Consider the following 25,879-nt stretch of genomic DNA (forward strand, 5'->3'; position numbering starts at 1 on the left):
GGGAGAGAGCTCTCGTTTTTGTTCACTTGCCTTGAATGACAAGCGAGACAAAAAAAGGGGACAGGCTTCAGGCAATATTTTTACGAGGCACCAGCGTGACCCAGTACCGGGTGCGCATTCGAACTTCCAACGGCAGGCTGGCCGCGAGCAGCCCAAGGATTCGATCGGTGTTCTCCAGGCGGAAGCTGCCGGTCACCCTCAGCGACTCCAGGGTTTCGTCCCAGCGCAAGACGCCCGGACGATAGCGATCCAACTCACGGAGAAAATCCCCCAGCGGCTGGTTCTGCGCCACCAGTACACCGTCTCGCCAGCCCAACTGAGCCACATCGAAGGCACTCAGCGGGCCCGCGCCGGCGGTCTGCAAACTGACTTGCTGGCCCTTCTCCAACGTCAGTGAAAGCCCCTGTAGCGGCTGCAATTGCACTGAGCCGCCGAGCACCGACACCTGACAGCCGTGCGAGCTCAGCCGCACGCAGACTTCGCCACGATTGAGCGTGATCGCTCCATAGGGTGCCTCGATGGTCAGCGGCGTATTGCCCGCGACCGTCAGGGCGATTTCACCTTGCACCAGCGTCAGTCGCCGTGCCTTGAGATCCAGATCCACAGCGCTGTCGGTATTCAACCGCAACAGGCTACCGTCCACCAGCGACCAGCGCCGCTGTTCTCCGGTGCCAGTGTGCAAATCGGCCCGCCAGGCTTCCAGCGGCAGTTCTCGCCCCAGCATCCAGACGGCCGGGACCAACGCAGCAACGCCCAGGGCCCGCTTGAGTACGTCGCGACGAGGCAGGGCTGGACGATCCAGTGTCGCCATGCCCAACGCGGGCGGCACCCCGGCAAATCGCTGGCGCAATCGCAGGGCTTTTTGCCACGCCGCCTCATGCTGAACACTGCTGTCACGCCAGCGTTGCAGACCGGCGGAATCGAACTCGCCATCACCAAACTCCATCATGGCCAGCCAGCGAGCCGCCGCCCGGGCCACTTCCCGGGCTTCGAGCGAAGGAGCCGGCTTCATCAGAAGTCCACCAACAGGCAATGCTCGTAAGCCTGGGCCATGTAACGCTTGATGGTGCGCTCGGATACTTGCATGCGCTCGGCGATCTCGCGGTAACCCAAACCTTCGAGCTGGCTCCACAAAAAGGCCCGCCGCACCAGGGGCGGCAGGCCATAGAGCAATTCGTCCAGGGCGTGCAGGGTTTCCAGGAGCAACCAGCGTTGTTCGGGCGACGGTACGCATTCTTCGGGCAGGCTCGCCAAGGCATCGAGATAAGCCTGCTCCAGGTTGCGCCGGGTGTAGAAATTACTCAGTAACCGTTTGCCGACCGTCAGCAGGTAAGCGCGCGGTTCGTGCAGGTCAACCAAGGGCTGAGCGCTGGCCATTACGCGCAAAAAGGTATCCTGGCGCAGGTCCGCCGCATCCCAGGCGTTGCCCATGCGTCGTCTCAACCAGCCTTCCAGCCAGCTTCCGTGATCACGGTACAACGCATGCAGGGAGTGCTCCGTCGGCGTAACTGCGTCAGACATGTCAAGAAGCCCTGCACTTGGAATGACTTAAATGAGACTGATTCTAATTAATATTCATGTGCTATTCCAAGTCCTTTGTGCTGGCAAAGGTGCAGGTACGCGTTGCAGAGTTTTTTTCCGGCATAGACAAGCGCCCCTGACGTCAGGGGCGCTTGTGCAACGCGGCAATCAGTGGCTGGCGTGCAGCACTTTCGGCACTTCCGGCATGGCCGAAGAGTGATGGTTGATGATCTTCCACTGCCCGTCCAGGCGTTCATACAGGAAGGTGTAGCGCGCCTGGACGTCCTTCTTGCTGCCGTCGGCATTGGTCAAGGTAAAGGTGTACACCCCGCTATCCATGGCCGCGTCGGGGCCCAGGCGATGGATTTCCCGGAAATTGATCGTGCCGACCGGCTTGCCCATCAGGAAGTGGTCAAAATAATCCTGGATTTCGGCAGGCGTGGTGCGCACTTTGTTGGACAGCGTCGGCTGGAGCATGGCGTCCGGCGCATAAAGGCTCGTCATCGCGCTAGCGCTGCCGGTCTTGAGGGTAGCGTTCCACTTGTCGAACAGACCGGCGATCTCACGGTCTTTCTCGTTCTTCGGCTGTTCGGCGACGGTGCGATACACGTAAGGCGTGGCATCGACGGCGTGGGCGAAGGGTGTGGTCAGTACGAAAAAAGTGGCCAGGGCGAGGGTTTTCATTTTCATCGTGGCGTTTCTCTGAGTTTAAATGCAGGGGTTCAAATGCAGGGGTTCAAAACGCATGGGTTTCGATGGCCCAACTTTGCCGCCCGCCCGTGCCGCCGCCATCGGCCATCCGGTGTCGATCGCCTATGCCGTTCGGCAGATACGCCCGGCATCGATGACACGTTCTAATATCGGCACCGCGACCGTTCCGGTCCCCTTTCACGCTGGAGCCCCTCATGCAAAGCCCACCCCATGAGCCCGGCAGCGCCCTGGCCATCCGTACCCAATATCGCCAGTCGCAAAGCCGAGCCGCACGCCTGGGTCTGTTATTGGGAACCGGTCATGAGCTGACCCGCCTGCCATTGGCCCAGATGCGCCAGCGTGTCGTATTGCGGGCATGCGCGTTCATGGCGATGGACCATGGCCTGCTGCTGGCGTGGACGCCTGACAAACCCGTGCAGACCCTGGCCAGCCACGGCAGCGGCGAACGGCTTGCCTGGCTCGCCAGCCTGGGCCATGCACCCTGGCCCGACCCACAATGGCTGGAATATCCCGGCAGCGTCCTGCCCCAAGTGCTGCGGGTGCCGCTGCGTGCGTCCGACGGGACGGTGTTCGGCGTTCTGCTGCTGGGCAATAGCGTGAACATCAGTTCGCCGGACAGTGAAGACATCGACTCACTGCAATTGCTCTCGACCTTGTTGGCGGCGCATCTGGAAAACCATCGGCTGCTCGAAGCCCTCCAGGCCCGCGAGCGCACCATGTCCGAGCTGGTCCATCGTCTGTTCAGCGCCCAGGAAGACGAGCGCAAGCGCGTGGCCTACGACCTGCACGACGGGCTGGCGCAGAATCTGGCCGGCCTGCATCAACGCTTGCAGGGATTTGCCGGTCGCTGCCCGGCCCTGCCGCCGGACCTTGCCAACGAGCTGCACACCATCCTGGCCCTCGCCAAGGGCTGCGTCGGTGAAGGTCGACAATTGATCAGCGGGCTGCGCCCCCATGTGCTGGACGATTTTGGCCTGTACAAGGCGGTCGACAAGGAAGCCGACCGCCTGCGGGAGGCAGGCCTGACGGTGAGTTGGATCGAACACAGCACGGCTCGCCTGCCCGGGCAGGTGGAGATCGCCCTGTTCCGCATTGCTCAGGAAGGGATCAACAACGTCCTCAAGCATGCTCGGGCCAGTCATGTCTGCCTGGGGCTTTGCGTAAGCGACGATCAGGCCTCCCTGCGGGTCGAGGACGACGGCCGTGGCTTTGCCCTCGAACAACCGATCGAAACCCAGGGCGGCTGCCATCTCGGGTTGGCCGCCATGCAGGAACGCGCCAGCCTTCTGGGCGGCCAGTTGACCTGTGTCAGCCAGCCGGAGGGTGGAACCCGCTTGTTGACCCAAGTACCTTTGCCGCCCCATGGAGTACACCCATGATTGCTCCATTACGCCTGCTGTTGGCCGACGATCACGAAGTCACCCGCACCGGCTTCATCACCATGCTGGCCGGCATACCGGGGTTCGAGGTCGTCGGCCAGGCCCGCGATGGCCAGGAAGCCCTGGATCTGTGCGAACGGCTGCAACCGGACATTGCTATCCTCGATATCCGCATGCCCGTGCTCAATGGGCTGGGTGCGGCACGCATCCTGAGGCAGCGCCAACCCGGGATCAAAGTGATGATCTTCACCATGGACGACAGCCCCGATCACCTGGAAGCCGCCATTGGTGCCGGCGCGGTCGGCTATCTGCTCAAGGATGCCAGCCGTGACGAAGTACTGGATGCCCTTGAACGGGTGGCCCATGGCGAAGAAGCACTGAACAGTTCGGTCAGTGCACGACTGTTGCGACGCATGGCCGAGCGCGGCGCCAGTGGCGCGTCACAGCTCCAGGCTCTGACCGCACGCGAGCGCCAGGTGCTGGGACTGGTGGCCGGTGGTTTCAGCAATCGGGAAATCGGTGAAAAACTCGGCATCGCTCCTGGCACCGCCAAAGCCCATGTCGAGCGGGTCATCGGCAAGCTGGGCGCCGCCGACCGGACTCAGGCTGCAGTGCGTGGTGTTGCCCTGGGCCTGGTGGCGCAACCCGCCGGGCAATGGCCATGAGGTTCGTCGCTGCCCGTCGATGGGCCAACCTGCCCTTGCGGGGCAAGGCGCTGGTGGTGATTTCCCTGCCGTTGGTGGTGCTGCTGCTATCGCTGGTGCTGATCTACATCACCGAACGCCAGACCGCCCGGGCCGAGGAAGACGTACGCCGGGTGTTGCGGGTCCAGGGCGATATCCAGGCGGTCCATACGCTGCTGGCCGAAGCCGCGGCGAGTGTACGCGGCTATCTGCTGACCCGCCGCGAAGACTTCCTGCCCGGCTATGAACAGGCCACGCCCCTGATCCAGGCCGCGTTGCAACGCCTGGACCACAACATCCGCGACGCCAAGGTGCGTGAACACCTGCAGAACATCACCCCGCTGATCGACGAAAAACTCCATGGCCTGATCGCATTGCGCAACGGCAAGGGCGACGACACCGAAGCCATCACTGCGATTCTGATCGAAAACAAGCAAGTGCTGGACGTACTGCGCGAGCAGATCAATGCCATGCGCATCCGCGAGGACGCCCTGCTCGACGAGCGCAGCGCCGCAGCCTCGGCCACGCGCATGCGCCTGTTGTTTGCCACGTTGCTGGCAGCCTTGTGCGGGCTGTTCGGCGCGATTGTCGCGGTGCTGTTCCTGTCCAAGGGCATCGTCGCCCGGGTGCAACAGGTGCAAGGCAATGCCCAGCGCCTGGCCCTGGGGCAGCCCCTGTTGCCGCAACCGCCGGAACAGGATGAAATCGGCCAGTTGGGCACGCGACTGGTGGAAGCCGGGCAATTGCTTGCCGAGCGCGAGCGAGCCTTGCGCGACAACGAGGAGCGCTTGCGGCTGATCATCGACGGTGTGAAGGACTACGGAATCTTCGCGCTGGATGCCCAGGGCCACGTGATTACCTGGAACGCCGGTGCCGAACGGATCAAGGGCTACACCGAGCAGGAAATCCTCGGCCGGCATTTTTCGCTGTTCTACCTGCCCGAAGAATGCCCGGCGCACCCGGACATGGCCCTGCGCGAAGCCACTCGCGACGGTCATTACATGGAAGAAGCGTGGCGCTGTCGCAAGGACGGCAGTCGGTTCTGGGCCAGTGTGGTCATCACCGCCCAATACGACAGCACCGGCGCCCTGCGTGGTTTCTCCAAGATCACTCGCGACATCACCGACCGGCGTGCCGCCGAGATCGCCCTGGGCACCGCCCGCGAGGAGGCTGAAAGTGCCAGTCGGGCCAAGAGCGAGTTTCTTTCACGCATGAGCCACGAATTGCGTACGCCACTCAACGCCATCCTCGGCTTCGCGCAATTGCTGGACATGGACTCCACGGCCGGCCAACGCCCCCAGGTCAGCCACATCCTGCGTGCCGGTCAGCATCTGCTCGCATTGATCAACGAAGTGCTGGATATCGCCCGGATCGAGGCCGGTCGCCTGCCACTGAACATCGAGCCCCTCGCCCTGTCGGCGGTGCTCCACGAAGCACTGACGCTGGTTTCCCCCATGGCCGCCGACGCCGGTATCCGCCTGGTCGAGCTGTCGCCGCTGCCCGACGGCAGCGGTGTGCTGGCCGACCGACAGCGCCTGGTCCAGGTGCTGCTCAACCTGCTGTCCAACGCCATCAAGTACAACCGGCCCGGCGGTGAAGTTCGCATCGAAGTGACGACACGGCTCCAACGGATCAGCATCGCCGTCAGCGACACGGGCCATGGCATCGCACCGGAACAACTGGCCCGGCTGTTCAAGCCGTTCGAGCGCCTGGACGCCGATCCCCAGGTCGAGGGTACGGGCCTTGGATTGTCCCTGAGCAAGAGCCTGCTGGAAATGATGCAGGGCAGCCTCCAGGTGCACAGCGTGCCGGGACAAGGCAGTTGTTTTACTTTGCAGTTGCCGGGTGCCACGGTAGCCAATACACCATCGGTTCCCGTCGCGACGCTGACGGTGACACGCCCACCCGTCGAATACCACGGGCGGGTCTTGTGCATCGAAGACAACCTGTCGAGCCTGGCCCTGATCGAAACGCTGATGCAGCGCCGCCCGGGCATCCAGTTGCTGTCGAGCATGCAAGGCCAGATGGGCCTGGATCTGGCGCGCCAGCACGCGCCGCAACTGATTTTGCTGGACGTGACCCTGCCGGACCTCGAAGGCCTGGAAGTACTGCGTCGCCTGCGGCAATCCCCCGCCACCGCGGCGACGCCGATCTTGATGATCACCGCCGATGCCAGCGACCTGACCCATCGAACCCTGCAGGACGCCGGTGCCACGGCCATTCTGACCAAACCCATTCATATCCAGGCTTTCCTGGGTCACCTTGAACGCTATTTGCCGGAGCCCGCATGAACCGCGACTTGCGCATTCTGATCATCGATGACCAGCGCCCCAACCTTGACTTGATGGAGCAACTGCTGGCCCGTGAAGGGTTGCATAACGTGCTGAGCAGCACCGAGCCCCTGCGCACCCTCGATCTGTTCAACAGCTTCGAGCCGGACCTGGTCATCCTCGATCTGCATATGCCGGCATTCGACGGCTTCGCCGTGCTGGAACAACTCAACCGACGCATTCCGGCCAACGACTACCTGCCGATCCTGGTCCTGACCGCCGACGCAACCCGCGACACCCGCCTGCGAGCCCTGGCCCTGGGCGCCCGGGATTTCATCAGCAAGCCTCTGGATGCGCTGGAAACCATGCTGCGCATCTGGAACCTGTTGGAAACCCGTGCGCTCTACAAAGCGTTGCGCGCACGAGTGCCCTCCCAGCAGATCGAACTGTTGCGACAGCACCGCAAATGACGAAAAGCATCGCGGGCAAGTCAGCTATCCCCTGGTGTAGGAAAATTGCAATCAATGCCCGCGAATGTAGTGTTCCAACTGCCGGATCAGATCCGCCTGCTCGACAATTGCTTCCTTGACCAGATCGCCAATCGACAGCAGGCCGATCAACTGCCCGTTATCCAGCACCGGCAGATGCCGCAGATGGCTGTGGGTCATGACTTCCATGCAGCGGTCGATGCTTTGCTGGCTGTCGGCAGTCACCACCGGCGCGCTCATGATGGTGCGTACCGATGTGCCCACCGAGGAGCGCCCTTGCAACACCATCTTGCGCGCATAGTCCCGCTCACTGAACACCCCGATCACCTGACCGTCTTCGATCACCGGCAGCGCGCCGACATTTTTCTCGGCCATGATCCGCAGTGCTTCGAGCACTGTCTGCTCCGGCGCAATGCTGTGGACCTGCTGGTTCTGCACACTTTTGAGTTTCACCAGTTGAGCGGCGGTTTTCATTGCTAATCCCCAACTTCAGTTACATGTTCCGGGCATAGATCAGTCTTCGCCGATCTCCACCACATCACCATTGAGCCGCACCGGCCACACCCGCAAACGTTGCTCGGGATACTCCAGGCAATGGCCGTCTTCCAGGCGGAAATGCTGCTTGTACATCGGCGACGCAATCACCAGCTCACCCTTGATGCTGCCCAACAGGCCGCGGCCGATAACGTTCGCGCCGGACTTGGGGTCGCGGTTATCGATCGCGTAGAGTGGCTTGTCGGCCTGTTCCGGCAGGTACAGCAGCGCGACCTGGCTGCCGTCGTGCCAGGCGACCACGCCGGAGTTGGGCACCAGGTCCTGGCGGGTGCACAGGGGACGCCACTGCACCTGGGCTTCGGCAACGGGAATACGAACGACGTTTGACTGGCTCATCAGAGCACCTCCTCGGTAACGGGAATCAGGTGAAGTTCGCCAGCATGAGCCGGCCGGCGCTGGCCGCGTTCCCTGACGAAATGAACATCCGGGTCGCCGCGACCGTCGTTGACGAAGGTGCGGAAACGCTTGAGTTTTTCCGGGTCCTTGAGGGCGTTGGCCCATTCGCATTCATAGCGGTCGACCACCAGTTGCATCTGGGCTTCGAGCTCGGTGCCCAGGCCCAGGCTGTCATGGATGATCACGTCCTTGAGGTAGTCCAGGCCGCCCTCCAGGCTTTCGCGCCAGACCGATGTGCGCTGCAGCTTGTCGGCGGTGCGGATGTAGAACATCAGGAAGCGGTCGATGTAGCGGATCAGGGTTTCGTCGTCCAGGTCGGTGGCGAACAGCTCCGCATGCCGTGGACGCATACCCCCATTACCGGCCACGTAGAGGTTCCAGCCCTTCTCGGTGGCGATCACGCCGACGTCCTTGCTCTGGGCCTCGGCGCACTCGCGGGTGCAACCGGATACGGCGAACTTGAGCTTGTGAGGCGAACGCAGGCCCTTGTAGCGATCTTCAATAGTCAGGGCCATCTGCACGCTGTCCTGCACACCGTAGCGGCACCAGGTGCTGCCGACGCAGGATTTCACCGTACGGGTGGATTTGCCGTAGGCATGCCCGGTTTCGAAGCCGGCCTCGATCAGCTCGGCCCAGATGTCCGGCAGCTGGTGCAACTGGGCGCCGAACAGGTCGATGCGCTGGCCACCGGTGATCTTGGTGTAGAGGTCGTATTTCTTGGCAACCACGCCGATAGCGATCAGCTTGTCGGCGGTAATTTCCCCTCCGGCAATGCGCGGCACCACCGAATAGGTGCCGTTTTTCTGCATGTTCGCCATGAAGGTGTCGTTGGTGTCCTGCAACGGCACCAACGAAGGATCCATGATGGGCTGGTTCCAGCACGACGCCAGGATCGAGCCCACTGCCGGCTTGCACAGGTCGCAACCGGTATGCCCGCGACCGTGCTTGGCCAGCAATTCTTCGAAACTGATGATGCCCTCCACCCGCACCAGCGCGTACAGCTCCTGGCGGGTGTAGGCGAAGTGTTCGCACAGGCTCTTGTCGACGCTGACGCCCCGGGCGGTCAGTTCGTGTTCGAAGACCTGTTTGACCAAGGCAGCGCAGCCCCCGCAACCGGTGCCGGCCTTGGTGTCGCACTTCAATTGACCAAGGTCCGTGCAGCCGCCGTCGATGGCCGAACAGATCGAACCCTTGGTGACGTTGTGGCACGAGCAGATAGTGGCGGATTCGGGCAACGCGGCCGGGCCCAGTGTCGGTGCGCCTGCGGACGACGGCAGGATCAGGCTCGCGGCGTCCTTGGGCAAGGCGATGCCGTTCTGCATGTATTGCAACAAGGTGTCGTAGTAGCTGTTGTCGCCCACCAGCACCGCGCCGATCACCCGCTTGCCATCGGCGTCCACCACCAGTCGCCGATAACTGGCACTGGTTTCGTCGATGAACTGGAAGCTGCGCGAGCCTGGGGTGTTGCCATGGGCATCACCGATGGAACCGACGTCCACGCCAAGCAGTTTCAGCTTGGTGGACATGTCGGCACCGGTGAACGGCTCGGCATTTTCACCGCACAGTCGTGCCGCGACACTGCGGGCCATCTGGTAACCCGGAGCGACCAGGCCGAAGATGCTGCCGTTCCAGGCGGCGCATTCGCCGATGGCGTAGATGTCCGGATCGCAGGTCATGCACTGGTCATCGATGATCACGCCACCGCGTGGGCCGATGGGCAATCCGCTCTGGCGCGCCAGGGCATCCTGGGCACGGATACCGGCGGAGAACACGATGAGATCGGTTTCCAGGAAATCATCGTCACCGAAATTCATCCGGTAGCGATACTGCTCACCGGCGGTAATGGACTGGGTTCCCTTGGACAGGTGCACACCGACACCCAGCATCTCGATACGGGCCTTGAGCGCCAGGCCGCCCCGCTCGTCCAGTTGCACCGGCATCAACCGTGGCGCGAACTCCACCACATGGGCTTCCAGGCCCAGGGTCTTGAGGGCGTTGGCCGCTTCCAGGCCCAGCAGACCACCCCCGACCACCACGCCACGGCGGGCATTGCTGGCGGCGGCACGGATGGCGTCGAGGTCTTCGAGGGTGCGGTAGACCAGGCAAGCATCGCCTTGGGCACCCTGGATCGGTGGCACGAACGGATAGGAACCGGTGGCGAGCACCAGTTTGTCGTAACCGATGCGCTCGCCGGCGGTGACCACCTGGCGTGCCTGGCGGTCGATTTCCAGCACCGGTACGCCCAGGTGCAGCGTAACGCCGGGGGTCTGATACAACGAAGCTTCGCCGAGGGCCAGGGACTCCGCATCACGGCCGGAGAAATACTCGGACAGGTGCACGCGGTCATAGGCGCGCATCGGCTCTTCGCTGAACACATGCAAGCGGTACTGGTTGAGGGCACCGCGTTCGATCAGTTGTTCGACGCAGTGATGGCCGACCATGCCATTGCCGATCACGATCAGCGTTTGCAGCTTGTTCAGGGAAGCGACGTTGGAATTCATATAAAGCACCCGACAAAAGCCCATCACGGTTTTTGGAAGCAAAAAAAAAGACGCCTGAAACCTTGCGGTTCCAGGCGTCTTTGCCTGTTCTGTGCGGTATCGGCCCGGCGACTGCGCCTCGACCTACCGTTATTTCCCCGACCTGCTGGCATTCGATCTTCGTTGACCGACGGGGCTGCCCACTCGATTGCGTTCGCGGTGGGCCTGGTCACCCTCTTGCAGCGAGCGTGCCAAACCTTGCGTGCAACGCCTCGGTCATGCCCAGAGTGCCCAGCCGCCCCTTGTGGAATCGGGTCCTGCAGCGAACCTGTCGCCTTGGTGAGCCATGGCCAGGACCTGCGCCGCCATCGCCGACGCCTGCCTTCCCATGGTGCGAATCCTCACCTGCGGCTTCATAAAAGTGCAGCTATCCCTGCCTGGGCAAAAAATGCTGAACCATCGCCAACACGGATTTTCACAATAGACAGGAGCCGGCCACGGCACTGCCCAGACCCAGCGCAGCCGCCAGGCCAGGTTACTGTCCAACCCGAAAGAGGAGATCAACGATGAAAGTCAATGAAATCATGAGTCGGGAAATTCGCACGGTTTCGCCTGATACACCGCTGCGCGAGATCGCGCTGATCATGCGCCAGGCCGACATCGGCGCGCTGATCATCAACCAGGACGACCGCATGGCCGGGATGATCACCGACCGCGACCTGGTGATTCGCGCCATGGCCGACGGCATGGACCTGAACACCCCGGTCAGCCGGATCATGAGCGACGAGGTGCGCTACTGCTTCGAAGACGAAGAAGTCGACCATGTCGCCAAGAACATGGCCCAGCTGGAAAAACGTCGCCTGCCGGTAGTAAACCGCGACAAGCGGCTGGTGGGCATGGTGTCGCTGGCCAACGTCGCCAGCTGCAACGCCGACAAGCTCAGTGCCAACCTGCTGCGGGGCGTGGCGCGGCCTCACTGATGCTACCGCACCGGCCATCGGGCAGAGATCATTGAATTGGAAGAAACGCAATGGATGAGCGAAACCCGCCGGTGGTGGTGATCTGCGGCGGCAGCGCCGGTGTCGGTCGCGCGACGGCCCACCGGTTCGCCGCCGCCGGTTATCGGGTCGGCCTGCTGGCCCGGGGCGCCCAAGCCCTGGCCGACACCGAAGATGAACTGCAGCAGCGCGGCACGCGGACCCTGGGCATCGGCGTCGACGTGGCCGACGCCGCGGCCGTGCTCGAAGCGGCGCGACGCATCGAGCACGAGCTGGGCCCGGTGCAGGTCTGGATCAACTGCGCCATGACCACGGTGTTTTCCCCTGTCCGTCAACTCAGCGCCGAGGAAATCCAGCGGGTGACGTCGGTGACCTACCTGGGCACCGTCCACGGTACGATGGCGGCACTGGCGCTCATGGAGCCGCGTGATCGCGGGGTGATCATCCAGGTCGGCTCGGCACTGGCCTACCGCGCCATTCCGTTGCAGGCGGCCTATTGCGGGGCCAAGTTCGCCGTCCGCGGGTTTACCGACTCACTGCGCTGCGAACTGCTTCATGCCCGCAGCGGTATCCGCGTCTGCATGGTCCAGCTACCCGCCATCAATACCCCGCAGTTCGATTGGGCACGCAATAAACTCGACAAGCGCCCGCAACCGGTTCCGCCCATCCACGATCCGGACGTCGCCGCCCGGGCGATCCTCAGCGTGGTACGACGCACGCCCAGGGAACTGTGGTTGGGCGCGGCGTCGGTGAAGGCCATTGTCGGCACTTGCCTGATGCCCGGCCTGCTCGACCGCCTGCTTGCCCGCAGCGCCTGGTCCGGCCAGATGACCCGGGAAGACGACGACGGGCAACGGCCGGACAATCTGTTCGAGTCGCAGCAATCGCTGCACCGGATCCAGGGCCGGTTCAGCGGGCAATCACGGGCAGACGCACTGGCCTTGAGCTCTACCCAGGTGTCCGCATTGCTACTGGCGGTCGTCGGTCTCCTGGCGGTCACCCTGCTGCTGTTCTGAACCTGCGTAGCGAAACCAGCGATAACCATAGCCATAAAGATTCATGCTGGCACCCTCGGGCGCGGGATATGGGCTGTCTGAAACGATTTCCTCGAAGCCCTCCAGGTCCGTCTGCAACCGTACCTCGACAGTCTCTGGGCCGAGATTGGCCAGCATCACCGAAGTGGCCTGGCCGACATGGGCAATGGCGAACACGGCGCGATGGTCTGCCGTCAACAACTGCGCCTCGCCGTTCCCCACTTCCGACAGCCCTGAGCGAGCCCATAGCAGGCGACGTGTGCGAGCCAGCAGCGACTCGGGGTCGTCCTGCTGCCGTGCGACGTTCAGGTGCGTATAGGCGAACGGCCCGTGTTCGATCAAAGCAGCAGCCAAATGATGGGCCGAGGAAAATCCCGCGTTGGCTTCGGCGTTCCATTGCATGGGAGTGCGCACCGAAAGCCGCTCTGGGCGCGACAAGTCATCGCCCATGCCGATCTCCTCGCCATAGCGCACGATTGGCGTACCGGGAAGCGACAGCAATAGCGACTGGGCCAGTGCCTGGCGGCGCACGTCACCTTCGAGCATGGGGGCCAGGCGCCGGCGAATCCCGCGCCCATACACGCGCATGTCCGGCTCCGGCGCGAAGGCCTGCATCACCTCCTCACGCTCCTCTTCGCTCAGACGCTCCAGGTCCAGCTCGTCGTGATTGCGCAACCACACCGCATAATGGGCGCCGTCCGGCGGGGCGGGGCGGCGGGCAATGGCGCGTTGCAACGGTTGCGCCTCGCCCCGGGCAAGCGCCAGGAAAATATGGTTGTTGACCCAGAAATCCAGCACCAGCCCCAGACGATCCCCCGCTCCGAAGTAGTGGCTGTAACGTTCTGGCTCGACATCCACCTCCCCCATCAAGATCCCTTCGGGGTTGATACGGGTCATGCATCTGTAAAGCCTTTCGAGCAGCCAGACCCCCTGCTCCTCATCACCGCCGCCGGCCTGTTCCACCAGGTGCGAAGCGGCATCCAGGCGAAAACCGGCGATCCCCAGCTCCAGCCAGTGGACCATGATCCGTTCGATGGCCTCGACAACTCGCGGGTTGGCAAGGTTGAGGTCCGGCTCATGCCGATAGAACAGGTGGCGATAATACTGTCCGGCCTCTTCGTCCCACTGCCAGATGCTGTCCTCCACCGAGGGAAAGATCGGCTGGTTGCCATCGTCCACGGGGGTATCGGACCACAGGTAATAATCGCGATAGACACTGTTTCTATCGCGCCGCGCGCGCTGGAACCAGGGATGCTGGTCGGAAGTGTGCTGCACCACCAACTCGAGGATCACCCGTATGCCGCGCTCCCCGGCCTTGACGATCAACTGGCGCAAGTCCTCTTCGCTGCCGAAACGAGGGTCCAGCGCCAGGAAGTCGCTGACATCGTAGCCTGCATCCTTGAATGGCGAGCGGTACAGCGGCATCAGCCAGAGCGCGCCTACCCCCAGTGCCTGCAGATAATCGAGCTGGCGGATGATGCCCTTGAGGTCGCCCCGGCCATCACCATTGCTGTCGTAGAACAAGGAAGGATCGATCTGGTAGATCAAGGTGTTGCGGTGCCAATTGGCTTTCATTGCAGACTCCTCAACGGCACAGGATCAGCGCCTGCTCAGGGTTCAATCGACCGCTGAACGGCTGGCCTTCGCCCTGCCCGTCGCTGGCGATTTCCACTCGCCAGGGGGTGGCCAGGGGAAAGGCGTGTTCACTGTCGGCGAAATTGATGCACACCAACCTTTCGTCAGCCTCGTGATGGCGCCGGTAGGCCAGGACCTGTGGATGCGACGGCAGCTCTTCCCAGTCCCCCAGGCACAAGGCCGTGCTGCGCCTGCGACAAGCCAGGAGCCGTCGGTACAGCGCCAGGGTGGAATCGACGGCGCTCTCCTGGGCCTGTACTGACAGCACGTCGGCATCCGCGGCAAAGGGCAGCCAAGGCGTCGGTCCCCAGCCATGGGGTGCCTGGACGGTCCATGGCAATGGCGCCCGGCTGCCGTCCCTCCCGCCAGGGTCGACGCGCGTCCGGGCGGTAACGACGGTATCCTCCAGGCCCAGTTCCTCGCCCTGGTAGATGAAGGGCGTGCCGCGCAAGGTCAACAACATCACGGCGGCCGCACGGGCACGGCGCAGGGAGCCGCCATAGCGGCTGCGATGACGGCTGTTGTCGTGATTGGACAGCACCCAGGTCGGCCAAGCCTGCAACGGTCCGAGGTCGGCTTCCACCTCGCGTATGCACATGCGCAACACCACCGGATCCCAGGGGGCGTCCAAAGGCGGAAAATTGAAGGACATGTGCAATTCGTCGCTGGCGCCGTAATAGGCAGCTACCTGGGCGGTGGAACGAATATTCACCTCACCGATCAGCACCCGGTCGCCAGGGTAGCTATCCACCAGCCGGCGCAGGCCGCGCAATACTTCATGGCTGTAGGGCTGGTCGTTGATCTTGACCATGGGTTCGCCGGCCAGGCAGCGCGGGTCGTCGGCGAAACTCTGGTCCTTGCCCACGCAATGCACCACATCGATGCGAAACCCGTCCACCCCGCGCGTCAACCAGAAATGCAGCACCTGGTGCATGGCGACCACAACCTCTGGGTTATGCCAGTTGAGATCGGGTTGCTGGGGCAGGAAAAAATGCAGGTAATACTGCTGGCTGGTTTCGTCCCAGGTCCAGGCACTGCCACCATCGATGGAGGCGCGCCAGTTGTTGGGCTGGTCACGCCAGATGTACCAGTCGCGCTTGGGGTTGTCGCGGCTGGACCGGGACTCGATGAACCATGGGTGCTGGTCGGAGGTGTGGTTGGGCACGAAATCGAGCAGCACCTTCAGGCCGCGCTCGTGAGCCTGGGCAATCAACTCGTCCAGATCCGCGAGAGTACCGAACAGCGGGTCGACGTCGGTGTAGTCGCAGATGTCATAGCCGGCATCGCACATGGGCGAACGAAAGACCGGCGACAGCCACAAGGCGTCCACACCCAGGTGTTGCAGATGCTCCAGCCGCGCTGTCAGGCCCGGTAGGTCTCCCATGCCATCGCCGTTGGCATCGGCAAACGAGCGGGGATATACCTGATAGATCACGGCGCTCTTCCACCAGGGCGAAGGGAAGGAGTTGGGCATGTCGCCTCCTCTGGTCGCGGTGTCGGATGGGCAAGACCGCAGCCCCGCCAGGTGTCCCCGTGTTGGACATAATTAAGAACCGGGAAACGCGCTCGGGGTTCGTTTTTTCTGGCTCGCGCCCAAGTCTTTGCGCGGTGGCTCCGGAAGCAAGCCTGTGGGAGCAAGGCTTGCCCGCGATAGCGGTGGGTCAGGCGACCGGAATGTCGATGGTCCGTTCAACCATCGCGACAATATTCAGCAACAGCTCTTCCTTGGCCTCGTCCGTGCTGATGTCCCCACTGGCTGCTGCGTCGGACAATGCTTCGGCGGCGCCGAGCATCGCCCGCAATCCCGCTTGGCCGATGCCCCTGGGGCCAGCGAACGGCTCCAGTACGGCACGGCATTTATCCAGGAAAATCGCCTCATATTCGCGCTTGATGCGCTCCAGCTCCGGTGAACTGTCCAGCGCAGCGATGACCCCCGGAATCTCCCGCCCCTGTTGCTGCACGCAATCGACATAGGACGAAGCAATGACCGCGGCCCGCCCCTGCAGGGTGGCTTCGCTCGCCTCCAGGGCGACGTCCATGAGCGCCGTCTGGCGCGCATCGTAATCCTGGTAAAGCGCCGCCAGCAGCCCCGGTCGGGTAAGGAAATGGTCATACACGATGGGCTTGGTCACCCCCGCCTGTTCAGCGAGCCGCGCCAGGGTCAAGGCTTCGCTGCCCTCTTCCCGTACCAATCGCCAGGCGACGTCCAGGAGTTGCCTTTGCCGGTCCTCCCTGGAGAGACGACGACGAGGGGGAACGGAAGATGGATTTTGCTCATGACTTGACATGCTTACTTTACCAACCGTAACTTACCAATAGTAGCTTACCAAACGTAACTTAACCCCAGCATACCGCTTTGCGGTTTGCGTGACAGCAGGAGTTTCGCCATGCATGCACTCATTGTGGTAGCCCATCACGACCCTCGCTCCCTGACTCATAGTATTGCTACCAGAATCGCCGAGGGCATTGCCCACGCCAACCCCGCCGATACCTTCGAAATCGCTGATCTGGCCGCCGAAGGCTTCGATCCACGGTTCGGGTTCGCCGACCACGCGGTACACCACCGCGAAGCCTCGCCGCCCGCGGATGTACTGGCCGAACAGGCCAGGATCGACCGTGCCGAAGCGCTGGTTCTGGTGTATCCGATTTATTGGTGGTCGATGCCGGCGTTGCTCAAGGGCTGGATCGACCGTGTCTTCTCCAACGGCTGGGCGTTCGATTTCAGTCTGGACAAGCCGTTCATCAAACAACTGCAACGCTTGCGGGTGCACTTGGTGGGCGTCGGTGGTGCCGATGCCGATTCGTTCCAACGCCATGGCTATGACGAGGCGATGACCACGCAGATCGACCATGGCATCTTCGATTATTGCGGTGCCCAAGTGATGAGCTCTCAGCGTTTGCTCGAATCGGAAACGCTGGATCCCTCGATTCACCTGGAAACAGCCTTTGCCCTCGGCCAACGGTTGTTTATTCGCTCGAGCGAAGCGGCATGGGCCCACGCCGATGCCGAATGCGTCCAGCCCGTTTAAAGCGCACGGCTCCCGGCAGCAGACAGGGCAGCGTCACGCTTGTAGATATCCGGGATATACACCGGCTGCCCCTGACTGTCGGCCTGCGCGGTCCAATAGCTCATCAGGATCGGCACGGGCCTGGCCAGCCTGAACTCATGGGTCTGTTCGCTGGCCAACAGCGTGTCGGTGCGGGCGCGTTCGGCGGGACTGAGCAGCAGGTCTCGCAGGTGCATCACTTGTTCGATTCGCACGCAGCCCGAACTGAACGCCCGTGGCCCTTTGTTGAACAACGCCTGGCTGGGGGTGTCATGCAGGTACACCGAAAACGGATTGGGAAAACGGATTGCCATTTTGCCCAGCGGATTCTTCGGCCCGGGATCCTGGCGCAGCATGAGGTCGCCGGGATGGTCCCAGTCGATATCGGCGGCCGTCAGCGGCAGACCGTCCCTGTCGATGATCCTCAGGTTCTGCCGCCCGAGGAATTCCGGATCGCGGCGGATCTCGGGCAGTTTGTCTTCACGCAGGATCGTCGGGGGAATGGTCCAGGTGGGGTTGAGCGTCAGGCGCGTGACCCGGGATTTGAGCAAGGGCGTTTCCCGCTCCGCTCGCCCGACCTGGGTACGGGTCTGCCAGACCGGCAACCCGCCCTGGTAGACCGTCAACTGGGCTGCAGCGACGTTGACCAGGACGCTGTCCGGCTCCAGGTCCTGGGCCATCCAACGCATACGCTCCAGGTTGATGCGCAGCTGTTCGCGTCGCATGGCCGGGCTGATGTTCAACTCGGTCACGGTCCATGGCCCGACCACCCCATCGGCTTGCAGCGAGTGCTGGAGCTGAAAGCTTTTCATTGCTTCGACCAGCGTCGGGCCGTAGTGCTCGTCAAGGTCCGGCGGCAGTTCACTCAGATAACCCTCGTTGAACAACCGCTGGGCCAGGACCGGGACGCGAGCATCGTGCTTGTCCGGCTGTAGCAGCGCGCCACTGGGTACTGGCTGCCAATCGCCAATAGGCTGCTGCCGTTGCCGGGCATAAACCTGACGCAAGTTGCGATACAACGCCAGGCTCGGCCGGGCCTGTTCGAAAGCGCCGGCCAGGTCGTGCAGCCCTGCCCCGGCGATTGCCAGCACCGTGGCCTGACGGTCCTGTGGCTGTGGATTGGCTTTCCACACCGGTTCCAGCCGGTCCTGGGGCAAGTAGCCGAAACGCAGGTCATGCAAGGCTTGCAGGTAACGTTGGCTGATGGCGATGTCCATACAGGCCGCATTCCCGGAGGCGTCTGTGGCCGGCCAGCTGTAGCGGGACGGTTCCAGCCCATCATCGGCCAGCTGCTCCAACTGGGTTCGCAGCGCCGCGAGTCGTTCGTCGCCCGACCAGACGGCCTGGCCTGCGTTTTGCTCATAGAACGCCTGCAAACTCAGCATCGTCGGAAAGTCGACACCCGCCGCCAGCGTCGGACAGTTAACCGACAATTGCGCCAGAGTAGTGCTCACCGGGACCGGTTCGCCAAACGAAACGTCACCGGCCGTCGCGACCAATGGCGAAGCGAGCCATATAAGGCTCAAGTAACATACGGACTTTTTGAACAACTGCTTTACTCCAATCCATGGCCGTCTCGTTGACGGTGAACTTTGCGACAGGTAAGACCCGCCATCATGATGCAAACCAACGAATACGGACGGGATGCCGCGACTCTCTCTCTGCCTGGAAACCTTTCATCCGCGCTGACCTTCATTCGCCGACTCTGTCTGGTCGTGACAGGCCTCGGTGTCTTGTGCAGTCCGGCACTGGCCGACAAGGCAAATTCTCAAACGCTTTACAACAGCCTCGCCCACGCCGCGCCGGAACTCAATCCCCAGGCGCTCAAAAGTGCCTTGAGCGCGATGCAGTGCGCGGTTGCAAACGGTGCGCGCCAGGCTCGCCACCTCGCGGTGATCGACTACTCCCAACCGTCCACGGCCCGGCGTCTGTGGATCTTTGACCTGCGCCAGAAGAAGCTGGTCCTGCGCGACCTGGTGGCCCATGGGCAGAAGTCCGGGGAAAACTTCGCCACGCAATTTTCCAATCGCCTGGGCAGTTACCAGTCCAGCCTTGGGTTGTTTCGCACCCAGGAAAGCTATCAAGGCACCCATGGCTATTCGCTGCGCATGGATGGCCTTGAACCGGGCTTCAATGACCAGGCCCGGGATCGGGCCATCGTGATCCATGCCGCCGATTACGTGAATCCCCTGTGGAGCCTGCGCCAGGGACGCATCGGACGCAGCCAGGGCTGCCCCGCCGTGCGGCCCCAGGTGGCGCGCCAGGTCATCGACAAGCTCAAGGGCGGGCAATTCATGTTTTCCTGGTACCCGGATCCGGGCTGGCTCAAGCGCTCGGCCTATCTCAACTGCCAACCACAGCAGGTCGCCAGTATCCTCGCCACCAGCGGGGGGTGATTGCACCCGAACGGCCGGTGGTTAAAATGCCGGCCTTTCGAATCGCTGGTGTTGCCTGATGAACCCTCAAGCCCTTCAAACCCTGCAATCGCATTTGCTGACCGCTCTGGCGTCCGTACCCGAAGAAACCCGGCGTCTGTTCCATGGTCGTGGTCGTTGCTGGTCTGGGCTGGAGCAGATTACCGTCGACTGGCTGCAAGGGATCGTGCTGGTTTCGCTGTTCAAGGAACCCGAACCAGCGCAGTTGGAAGACCTGCTCTCGATGCTGAGATGCCTCGCCGCCTCGCCCGCCTGGCAGCACAGCACCGCCCATACCCTGGCCGTGCAACACCGCTACCTCCCTCAAAGCCTCACCCAATGGCTTGTGGGCGAGCCGATCGACGAATGGACCCTCACCGAAGGTGGCCTGCGCTATCGGATTGACCTGGGCAAGAAGCAGAACAATGGACTGTTCCTGGACATGCGCTACGGTCGCGACTGGGTGAGGGCCAATGCTGACGGCAAGCGGGTGCTCAATCTGTTCGCTTACACCTGCGGCTTCTCGGTGGCGGCCATCGCAGGGGGCGCCCGGCATGTGGTGAACCTGGACATGTCCCGTGCGGCCCTGAGTCGTGGCCGCGACAACCATCGCCTGAACGGCCATGACCTGAACCAGGTCAGCTTCCTGGGGCATGACCTGTTCAAGTCCTGGGGTAAGGTGATCAACAACGGCCCCTACGACCTGGTCATTATCGACCCGCCTACGTTCCAGAAAGGCAGTTTCCTGCTGACCAAGGACTACCAACGCGTGCTGCGTCGGCTACCGGAACTGCTGACGCCCCAGGGTACGGTCCTGGCCTGCAGCAACGATCCTGCAACAGGTCCGGATTTCCTCATCGAAGGCGTTACCCGGGAAGCACCGGGGCTGGCCTTCGTGCGGCGCCTGGATAATCCGCCGGAGTTTCCCGACGCCGATATCGCTTGTGGCCTGAAAGCCCTGGTGTTCCAGGCTACCTGACGGCCGCTGGGCGGTAGTCAGGCAGCTTCATCAGGCGGTTGGAGCTGCCGGCGATGCCGGTCGCAATGGCCACCAGGGATCCACCAGTTCGGTCGTCAAGCGACGCACCAACGCTTCGATCTCCCGGCTCTTGACCGAACGATAGATCGCCATGGTTCGCCGCAACTGGTCTTCGGTGAGCATCACCGGCTCCCCGGCGGCCCAGTTCACATCCGCCACGCCTTCGAGGCCGACGCGGCGCCACACCGTTCCGTTGGCTTGCGGTACTTCCTCCAGGGCACTGGGCAGGCCTGCTTCCGGCCGGGCGAGATTATCCAGCAGTACCCGAGGCCAACGGGACGGGTCCACGGGCTCGCTGAAAGCATCCACCAGGTCCTCCTCAACACGGTCCCAGATCGCCAGTCCTTCGGGCCACTCATGGGACATCAATCCCAGGTACGGACGCCAGGTCATTTCCCCTACCCGCGGCGCATGGTCGTTGCTGTTGAACGTATCCTGGGCGTCGCTTAGCCAGTCGATGTACGCGTCACGGGTAATCGCGGCGTAACGCTGCGCGGCATTGGGATAACGGGTCGTCAGGACCTGGTTCCAATAGCTGTAGTGGTCCCCCAGGAATCTCGCGAAAGGCACGCTCTGGGGTTCAAGGCGCGAGCGCTGGATCGACTCGAACGATAGAAAGTGTAGCTCCAGTTCGGCGATATCCGGTGGTTGCCTGTCCAGGACGCGCGCTTGCAGGCGCGTACGCAGTTGGCCCAATTGCAGATCGAAATCCGCCAACCGTGTGGCCAGTTCCGGGTAAAGCGCCGGAGAGCCGATATAGAACTGCAGGATGGCCGCGGCCCTCTGGCGCTCGCCAAGTGACAGTCCGCCGGGCGCTTCGGCATCGGCATCGCGGATGGCGCCGCTGAACCAATCGATGAAACGGCGTCCCCCCGCGTCGTCGCGAGCGGCTTCCAGGGCTCGCTGAAGGTCGGGAAAGATGTTGAGCCAGTCATCGACGGTATAACGGAAAGCTTCGGCGTCCAGGGCACGAAGGAGCTGAATCTGAGCGCTGGGCAACGGGTTATCCTCCAACCACAACCCGAGGACATTCTCCCTTGGCATGGCCTCGAGGGCGGGGATCAGATCATCCTGGATGTGGGTGATGCGGTTCCCTTTCAGGTCAACGAAAATCGGATCGCTCGAGGGCCTCGAGAGCACTCTCAACGCCAGGGGCGGTACCCGATCGAGCCCGGCGTTGGCCAGCTCCAGCTCAGTGAGGGATGTGAGTTCCGGCAGATCAGGCAGTTCGCGGCAATTATTGCCACTCAAGCGCAAATCCTGCAGGTCCGTGGCGGCACGCAGGAACGCGCTGCCCTCTTCATCCAGGCGCAGACCACAGCGCACCAGATCCAAACCCTGTAGTCCGGGCAAGGCGGTGATGGCCTGCAGCTCCTCGATGGTGAAGTTCAGGTTGTCCGACCATACCAGCTCACGCAGCGCGGGCAGCTCGGCCAGACGGCCGATGGCCGCGACCATACGGGCACTGACAACTGCATCCCCTGCGCTGCTGATCTGCGACAAGTGCAGCTCCCGCAGGTTGATTGCCCGATCTTCGCCCAGGAGCGGAGCAAAGACATTGGCATCTATGTTGAGCGGATTCGCCCCCAGCGCAAGCTCTATCAACGACGGAAACTCTCCCACCGCCACGGGCACCGCGGTGAGTTTATTGCCATGCAGGCGCAACGTATCGAGATTGGGGAACAACCTCAGGAAATCAGAGGGGTCCTGGTCCAGGTTCATATGGGCCAGGGTCAATTCCTCGATATGGTCGAAACGTACGCTGACGGGAGGAAGCCGGCCGATATCCCATCCGGACAGGCGCAGTATCAGTTCACTGTCGTCCCTGCCCGGCTCGGGTTCTCGCCGCCATGCACGACGGATTTCCTTCGCCACGCTCTGGCGACTGAAGAGCACATCCGCACGTGCGTACTCATTCTCGACGGGATGATGGACGCCCTCGAAAAGCTCCCATTGTTGCAACGCGGTATCCAGCGTGGCCCACTCATTGCCCAACCGGGCGACCAGATCATCCAGACTGATACCTTCGCGCTCGGCCTGCTCGGTCAAGCTCCACTGGAGCCTTTCCAGGGCATCACCGGCGTAGTAGGGAAATAACTGTTCCAGACGCGCCGCGAGGCTCGCACGCCAACGCAGCAATGGCAGCCGCCCGCGGCCACTGAGCGGATAACCCAGGCTCCCGTTCAGCCATTGCGGGGAATATGCACCGCCGTCGAGGCGCTTGAGCGACAGGTACGGCCGCAGGCCCTGCCGATCATCGAGGGCCAGGTCGAGCAGTTTCTTGCGGAACCGGGCCGCGTCCCAGATATTCAAGCCCAGTGCATTGCGAGCCTCGTCCGACATCGCCCTGAGCAAGGCTTCCTCCAGGCTCCGAACCGCAGCCAGCTCAACGCCTTCCTGGTCGAAAGAAAGGTATTCTTCACCGTCCTGACGAATGACTTTCAACGGCCCGTCCGCGCCCATTTCCAGCGGCTGCTCCAGCTCCCGCGAGAACAGGCGAAGGTGCAGCTTGCCCCGCAACTCCGGTAGATCACCCAACAGCCCCATGACGATCCGGTCCCGATCGGCACTGCTTTCGCCACGCTCCAGGTTACGCAGGACCCGGGTCAGGCGCAGTTCATCCTGAGCCTGCGCGCACAGTTTGCCCAGGCTTCCCGTCACCCGGCCCTCCCGCAGGCGCAACCGCTCCTGGCCATGGGATTGCCGGGCAAGTTCGTTGGCCATGGAGCGCGACAGGCTCTTGAAAGCCAGAGCCACGGGGGCCGCCAGCGGATCGAGTTCATCGGGTCGGACCATGGCCGAACTCAACTGCCCGGCGTGGCGCTCCAGATGATCGGCCCAGTGCCCCGCCAACAGGTCGCTGAGCTCGGCCGGGCGCGGGCCAATGGTGCTTTGCCCCAATAACCTGTCCCGCTCATCCACGCTCAAGCCGGCGAGGATATGATCCGCCCAGGCGTCCTGCTCCAGATCCATACTGCTCAGGTCCAGGATTCGCGTAGCGGCTGCTTCCCCCCGGAGATGAACCCCCAGGCCATCCCGGTAGCGCAGCGCCAGTTTTCCTGGCCAGCCGGGCAAGTCCGCCAGTGTATGGGCTATCTGATAATGCAAGGCCCCAGGCGATTCGCCACGGCGCAAATGCCCGATGGCCTGCTGCACCCATTGCCAGTTACGAGCTTCATCCAGGGCATCGGCGAGCAGCGCCGGCATCGGCTGCCCGTTCATTTGCAAGTACCGCAGGTGATCTTCGCTGGCGCCGGCCTGCCGTTGCACGATCAGAATCCTGTCGTCGTTCAGTTCGTCGGGCGTCTCGGCAAAATTTCGCAGCAGTTCCAGACTGTTCCGCTGTAACGGGTTGCGGTGCGCCCACTGCCAGCCGCGGCCACGGCTCCATTCCAGAAGCGGCGTCACGCCCCGGTGCTCGGCGGGTAAGCGCAGGCTCATTGCATCGCGCCTGCCCTGCACTTCGTAATAATGCCCCTCGATTTGTACCCACGCTTCGTCCTCGGTACGCCAGACACCCCAGGCATCCTGCTCGGCTTCCACAGGCGGCAAGCGTCGCGCCCGGTACGGGGTGAGATCGCCATTCCAGAGTCGCGTGCTACCGTCACGCATCGGCATGGGCTCCACTGCGCCGCCGACGAACCCCAGGTAAGCGCCCTGGGCGATACCGAACAACACGTTGAAGATGTGATCGATCCCTTCCTGAGCATGCCGCTCGTTGAAAGCCTGGATCCCCTCGAATACTTCATAGATCAGGCGGACGCCGCCCACCGCTGCCGCCGCCATCCCCACCGGGGCACAAAACGGGATGAAGCTGGCGGCGAGCATCAGCGAGCGCTCGGCCAGGCTTTCCCAATACTCGAGCCGGGCCATCCAGGCTTGCCAATCCTGGTCACGGGTCGGCACCATCAGCGCCGAAGCGTTGGCCAGCGTGTGGGCGCGCCATTCACGGTAGCGGTCGTGCCAGTGATCCCCGCGCACATCGCCTACATCCCAGGCTACATGGGGAGTTGGAACGCGAACGCGACGACTGTCTCCCCCCTCCCCCGGCTCGCCCTCGCGCCACCCTTCGATACGGGCATGGATCTCCTGGAAGAGATTGGGGTTATCCTTGATCTCCCACTCCACCTGATCGTGCAGGGTCGCGCCGATGCGCGCCCGCAGGCGCTCCGGGAAATAACGCATCAAGCTCTCGCGGTAGCTGCGCTTGCGCAGCCGTTCGGTCAAATGCGCCGCCATGGCCTGGATGCTGTGGAACTGCTTGACGGGCGCCACCACATCATGGGGCAAGTGCAGGACCACCGGGCGATTGCCCTTGGCGTCCCCCTCCAGCCCCCAGTACACGCGCGCACCGAAGAGCGGCACCGTCAGCACCTGGAGCGACTTGATCTCACAGCCGAGGGCGACGACGTTATCGTGCAGCCTGACCCCGGCATGGGCCAGCAGGCGCTCTCCGGTTTCGTCCAGGCGACCGTCCAGTTTCGCCTCATAAGCGTCATAGGCCAGCAGGCTGCGCGCATAGGTGATGTAGGCCTTGGCAACGGCGGGAACCTCGGTGCCGATACGTGGCAAGTGGTTTTCCAGAAGGCGCTGGTACGCGCCGCCCACGTCCACGCGCCGGCAGAGCGCCGCAAAGCTGGCAGGGGTGATCGGCAGCGCCGGGATATCGGAGGAGGCCCCCCAGCGGGTGAACTCGCCACGTCGGCCCTGGATATAGAGTTTGCCGTTTTTATCGAAATCGCCGCCGGTGAGCGCATCGGCCGGCGGATAGTTGCGCATGGCGGCCTGGATCACCGACAACGAGGGATCGGTGACGTAGGGACCACGCTTGACCCGCGCCCGGCGGACCGCCTCCGCCGCGCTCCGGCTGCCATTGACCGGACGCCAGGCCTGCACCTCCGGCTGGGCCTGCAACAGGTTCGCGGCAAAAATCTCCGGAGGTGTCAGGCCGATCAACAAGGCGTTGAGCGCGTCGCTGTCGCGCTGTAATTGCCGGGTGAGCGTCCTGAAGCGTTCCTGCCGGGGTCGTGAGGCTTTTTTCAGCCAGGCGGGCAGCCTGGCCTGGATAAACTCGACATGGGTATCGAGGGTAGACATGGTGAACCTCCATCCTTGGGGGCGATTGGAAATCGGTCAGGTCACACACCTGAGCCGAGGCGCGGATGATGCTCTCGGAAACGCCTGTCCTTGGGAACCTTACAACCGTTGCAAGGGGTTGCAGACCACCCT

The 25,879-nt window shown here is 62.9% G+C and carries 20 protein-coding genes; 9 read left to right on the forward strand and 11 right to left on the reverse strand.

Annotated features, from left to right (window positions below; genetic code table 11):
• Window positions 1–67: 67 nt before the first annotated feature.
• The 3 genes from AD666_RS22020 to AD666_RS22030 form a co-directional block, all read right to left on the reverse strand.
• Window positions 68–1,015, reverse strand: a complete 948-nt coding sequence (locus tag AD666_RS22020; RefSeq protein ID WP_172679672.1) for a FecR domain-containing protein — start codon at window positions 1,013–1,015, stop codon at window positions 68–70.
• Complete coding sequence (locus AD666_RS22025; RefSeq protein ID WP_053156759.1) at window positions 1,012–1,521, reverse strand: sigma-70 family RNA polymerase sigma factor; 510 nt, start codon at window positions 1,519–1,521, stop codon at window positions 1,012–1,014. The genes AD666_RS22020 and AD666_RS22025 overlap by 4 nt, the downstream gene beginning before the upstream one ends.
• Before the next feature lie 168 nt (window positions 1,522–1,689).
• A complete protein-coding gene (locus AD666_RS22030) occupies window positions 1,690–2,211 on the reverse strand; it encodes an SgcJ/EcaC family oxidoreductase (protein ID WP_053156762.1) in 522 nt (173 codons plus the stop codon).
• 215 nt (window positions 2,212–2,426) lie between these two features.
• On the opposite strand from AD666_RS22030, the gene AD666_RS22035 reads away from it, so the two are divergent.
• The 4 genes from AD666_RS22035 to AD666_RS22050 are packed head-to-tail and all read left to right on the forward strand — an operon-like array spanning window position 2,427 to window position 7,034.
• Window positions 2,427–3,611 carry a GAF domain-containing sensor histidine kinase gene (locus AD666_RS22035; protein WP_053156765.1) on the forward strand — a complete coding sequence of 395 codons (1,185 nt, stop codon included), beginning with the start codon at window positions 2,427–2,429 and terminating at the stop codon, window positions 3,609–3,611.
• Window positions 3,608–4,276 carry a response regulator transcription factor gene (locus AD666_RS22040; protein WP_053156768.1) on the forward strand — a complete coding sequence of 223 codons (669 nt, stop codon included), beginning with the start codon at window positions 3,608–3,610 and terminating at the stop codon, window positions 4,274–4,276. Before AD666_RS22035 ends, AD666_RS22040 begins: the two co-directional genes overlap by 4 nt.
• Window positions 4,273–6,585, forward strand: a complete 2,313-nt coding sequence (locus AD666_RS22045; RefSeq protein WP_053158801.1) for an ATP-binding protein — start codon at window positions 4,273–4,275, stop codon at window positions 6,583–6,585. Before AD666_RS22040 ends, AD666_RS22045 begins: the two co-directional genes overlap by 4 nt.
• Complete coding sequence (locus AD666_RS22050) at window positions 6,582–7,034, forward strand: response regulator (RefSeq protein ID WP_053156770.1); 453 nt, start codon at window positions 6,582–6,584, stop codon at window positions 7,032–7,034. Before AD666_RS22045 ends, AD666_RS22050 begins: the two co-directional genes overlap by 4 nt.
• Window positions 7,035–7,085: 51 nt before the next feature.
• On the opposite strand, the gene AD666_RS22055 is transcribed toward AD666_RS22050, so the two are convergent.
• Genes AD666_RS22055 through nirB form a run of 3 tightly spaced genes read right to left on the reverse strand, consistent with a single transcriptional unit; the run spans window position 7,086 to window position 10,504 of the window.
• Entirely contained in the window at window positions 7,086–7,526 is a 441-nt protein-coding gene (locus tag AD666_RS22055) for a CBS domain-containing protein (RefSeq protein ID WP_053156773.1), read from the reverse strand.
• A gap of 39 nt (window positions 7,527–7,565) precedes the next feature.
• Window positions 7,566–7,943 (reverse strand): nitrite reductase small subunit NirD, encoded by a 378-nt coding sequence (gene nirD, locus AD666_RS22060; protein ID WP_053156776.1) that lies wholly within the window; start codon window positions 7,941–7,943, stop codon window positions 7,566–7,568.
• On the reverse strand, window positions 7,943–10,504 hold the full coding sequence (gene nirB / locus AD666_RS22065; protein ID WP_053156779.1) for a nitrite reductase large subunit NirB: 2,562 nt from the start codon (window positions 10,502–10,504) through the stop codon (window positions 7,943–7,945). Before nirB ends, nirD begins: the two co-directional genes overlap by 1 nt.
• A 545-nt stretch (window positions 10,505–11,049) precedes the next feature.
• On the opposite strand from nirB, the gene AD666_RS22070 reads away from it, so the two are divergent.
• Window positions 11,050–11,463, forward strand: coding sequence for a CBS domain-containing protein (locus AD666_RS22070; RefSeq protein WP_053156782.1), 414 nt, complete (start codon window positions 11,050–11,052; stop codon window positions 11,461–11,463).
• 50 nt (window positions 11,464–11,513) lie between these two features.
• Window positions 11,514–12,497: an SDR family oxidoreductase gene (locus tag AD666_RS22075; protein ID WP_053156785.1), complete on the forward strand. Its 984-nt coding sequence runs from the start codon at window positions 11,514–11,516 to the stop codon at window positions 12,495–12,497.
• On the opposite strand, the gene AD666_RS22080 is transcribed toward AD666_RS22075, so the two are convergent.
• From AD666_RS22080 to AD666_RS22090, 3 genes are all read right to left on the reverse strand, one after another.
• A complete protein-coding gene (locus tag AD666_RS22080; RefSeq protein WP_053156788.1) occupies window positions 12,450–14,090 on the reverse strand; it encodes an alpha-amylase family protein in 1,641 nt (546 codons plus the stop codon). The two genes, AD666_RS22075 and AD666_RS22080, sit on opposite strands and share 48 nt — an antisense overlap.
• Before the next feature lie 10 nt (window positions 14,091–14,100).
• Window positions 14,101–15,624, reverse strand: a complete 1,524-nt coding sequence (locus AD666_RS22085) for an alpha-amylase family glycosyl hydrolase (protein ID WP_053156793.1) — start codon at window positions 15,622–15,624, stop codon at window positions 14,101–14,103.
• A gap of 187 nt (window positions 15,625–15,811) precedes the next feature.
• Window positions 15,812–16,438, reverse strand: a complete 627-nt coding sequence (locus AD666_RS22090) for a TetR/AcrR family transcriptional regulator (RefSeq protein ID WP_053156795.1) — start codon at window positions 16,436–16,438, stop codon at window positions 15,812–15,814.
• Between the two features lie 99 nt (window positions 16,439–16,537).
• Between AD666_RS22090 and AD666_RS22095 the strand changes: the two genes are divergently transcribed.
• The gene (locus AD666_RS22095; protein ID WP_053156797.1) at window positions 16,538–17,179 is read left to right on the forward strand and encodes an NAD(P)H-dependent oxidoreductase; all 642 of its coding nucleotides are present in this window, start codon (window positions 16,538–16,540) and stop codon (window positions 17,177–17,179) included.
• Here AD666_RS22095 and AD666_RS22100 read toward each other — a convergent pair.
• The gene (locus AD666_RS22100) at window positions 17,176–18,747 is read right to left on the reverse strand and encodes a murein L,D-transpeptidase (RefSeq protein WP_053156799.1); all 1,572 of its coding nucleotides are present in this window, start codon (window positions 18,745–18,747) and stop codon (window positions 17,176–17,178) included. The two genes, AD666_RS22095 and AD666_RS22100, sit on opposite strands and share 4 nt — an antisense overlap.
• Before the next feature lie 165 nt (window positions 18,748–18,912).
• Here AD666_RS22100 and AD666_RS22105 point away from each other — a divergent pair, with 165 nt between their 5' ends.
• The gene (locus AD666_RS22105; RefSeq protein WP_053158805.1) at window positions 18,913–19,593 is read left to right on the forward strand and encodes a murein L,D-transpeptidase catalytic domain family protein; all 681 of its coding nucleotides are present in this window, start codon (window positions 18,913–18,915) and stop codon (window positions 19,591–19,593) included.
• Window positions 19,594–19,651: 58 nt separating this feature from the next.
• Window positions 19,652–20,590 carry a class I SAM-dependent methyltransferase gene (locus AD666_RS22110; protein ID WP_053156802.1) on the forward strand — a complete coding sequence of 313 codons (939 nt, stop codon included), beginning with the start codon at window positions 19,652–19,654 and terminating at the stop codon, window positions 20,588–20,590.
• A gap of 30 nt (window positions 20,591–20,620) precedes the next feature.
• Here the strand turns inward: AD666_RS22110 and AD666_RS22115 are convergent, their stop codons facing one another.
• Entirely contained in the window at window positions 20,621–25,747 is a 5,127-nt protein-coding gene (locus AD666_RS22115) for a leucine-rich repeat domain-containing protein (protein ID WP_053156805.1), read from the reverse strand.
• Between the last annotated feature and the right edge of the window lie 132 nt (window positions 25,748–25,879).

It is taken from the genome of Pseudomonas sp. Pf153 (assembly GCF_001269775.1).
In the GTDB taxonomy this organism is placed as follows: Bacteria; Pseudomonadota; Gammaproteobacteria; order Pseudomonadales; family Pseudomonadaceae; genus Aquipseudomonas; species Aquipseudomonas uvaldensis.

Bases quoted from the DNA above. Each gene is read 5' to 3' on its own strand.
- AD666_RS22025 (WP_053156759.1), bottom strand. From the start codon at position 1,521: ATGTCTGACGCAGTTACGCCGACGGAGCACTCCCTGCATGCGTTGTAC.
- AD666_RS22030 (WP_053156762.1), bottom strand. From the start codon at position 2,211: ATGAAAATGAAAACCCTCGCCCTGGCCACTTTTTTCGTACTGACCACA.
- AD666_RS22035 (WP_053156765.1), top strand. From the start codon at position 2,427: ATGCAAAGCCCACCCCATGAGCCCGGCAGCGCCCTGGCCATCCGTACC.
- AD666_RS22040 (WP_053156768.1), top strand. From the start codon at position 3,608: ATGATTGCTCCATTACGCCTGCTGTTGGCCGACGATCACGAAGTCACC.
- AD666_RS22045 (WP_053158801.1), top strand. From the start codon at position 4,273: ATGAGGTTCGTCGCTGCCCGTCGATGGGCCAACCTGCCCTTGCGGGGC.
- AD666_RS22050 (WP_053156770.1), top strand. From the start codon at position 6,582: ATGAACCGCGACTTGCGCATTCTGATCATCGATGACCAGCGCCCCAAC.
- AD666_RS22055 (WP_053156773.1), bottom strand. From the start codon at position 7,526: ATGAAAACCGCCGCTCAACTGGTGAAACTCAAAAGTGTGCAGAACCAG.
- nirD (WP_053156776.1), bottom strand. From the start codon at position 7,943: ATGAGCCAGTCAAACGTCGTTCGTATTCCCGTTGCCGAAGCCCAGGTG.
- nirB (WP_053156779.1), bottom strand. From the start codon at position 10,504: ATGAATTCCAACGTCGCTTCCCTGAACAAGCTGCAAACGCTGATCGTG.
- AD666_RS22070 (WP_053156782.1), top strand. From the start codon at position 11,050: ATGAAAGTCAATGAAATCATGAGTCGGGAAATTCGCACGGTTTCGCCT.
- AD666_RS22075 (WP_053156785.1), top strand. From the start codon at position 11,514: ATGGATGAGCGAAACCCGCCGGTGGTGGTGATCTGCGGCGGCAGCGCC.
- AD666_RS22080 (WP_053156788.1), bottom strand. From the start codon at position 14,090: ATGAAAGCCAATTGGCACCGCAACACCTTGATCTACCAGATCGATCCT.
- AD666_RS22085 (WP_053156793.1), bottom strand. From the start codon at position 15,624: ATGCCCAACTCCTTCCCTTCGCCCTGGTGGAAGAGCGCCGTGATCTAT.
- AD666_RS22090 (WP_053156795.1), bottom strand. From the start codon at position 16,438: ATGTCAAGTCATGAGCAAAATCCATCTTCCGTTCCCCCTCGTCGTCGT.
- AD666_RS22095 (WP_053156797.1), top strand. From the start codon at position 16,538: ATGCATGCACTCATTGTGGTAGCCCATCACGACCCTCGCTCCCTGACT.
- AD666_RS22110 (WP_053156802.1), top strand. From the start codon at position 19,652: ATGAACCCTCAAGCCCTTCAAACCCTGCAATCGCATTTGCTGACCGCT.
- AD666_RS22115 (WP_053156805.1), bottom strand. From the start codon at position 25,747: ATGTCTACCCTCGATACCCATGTCGAGTTTATCCAGGCCAGGCTGCCC.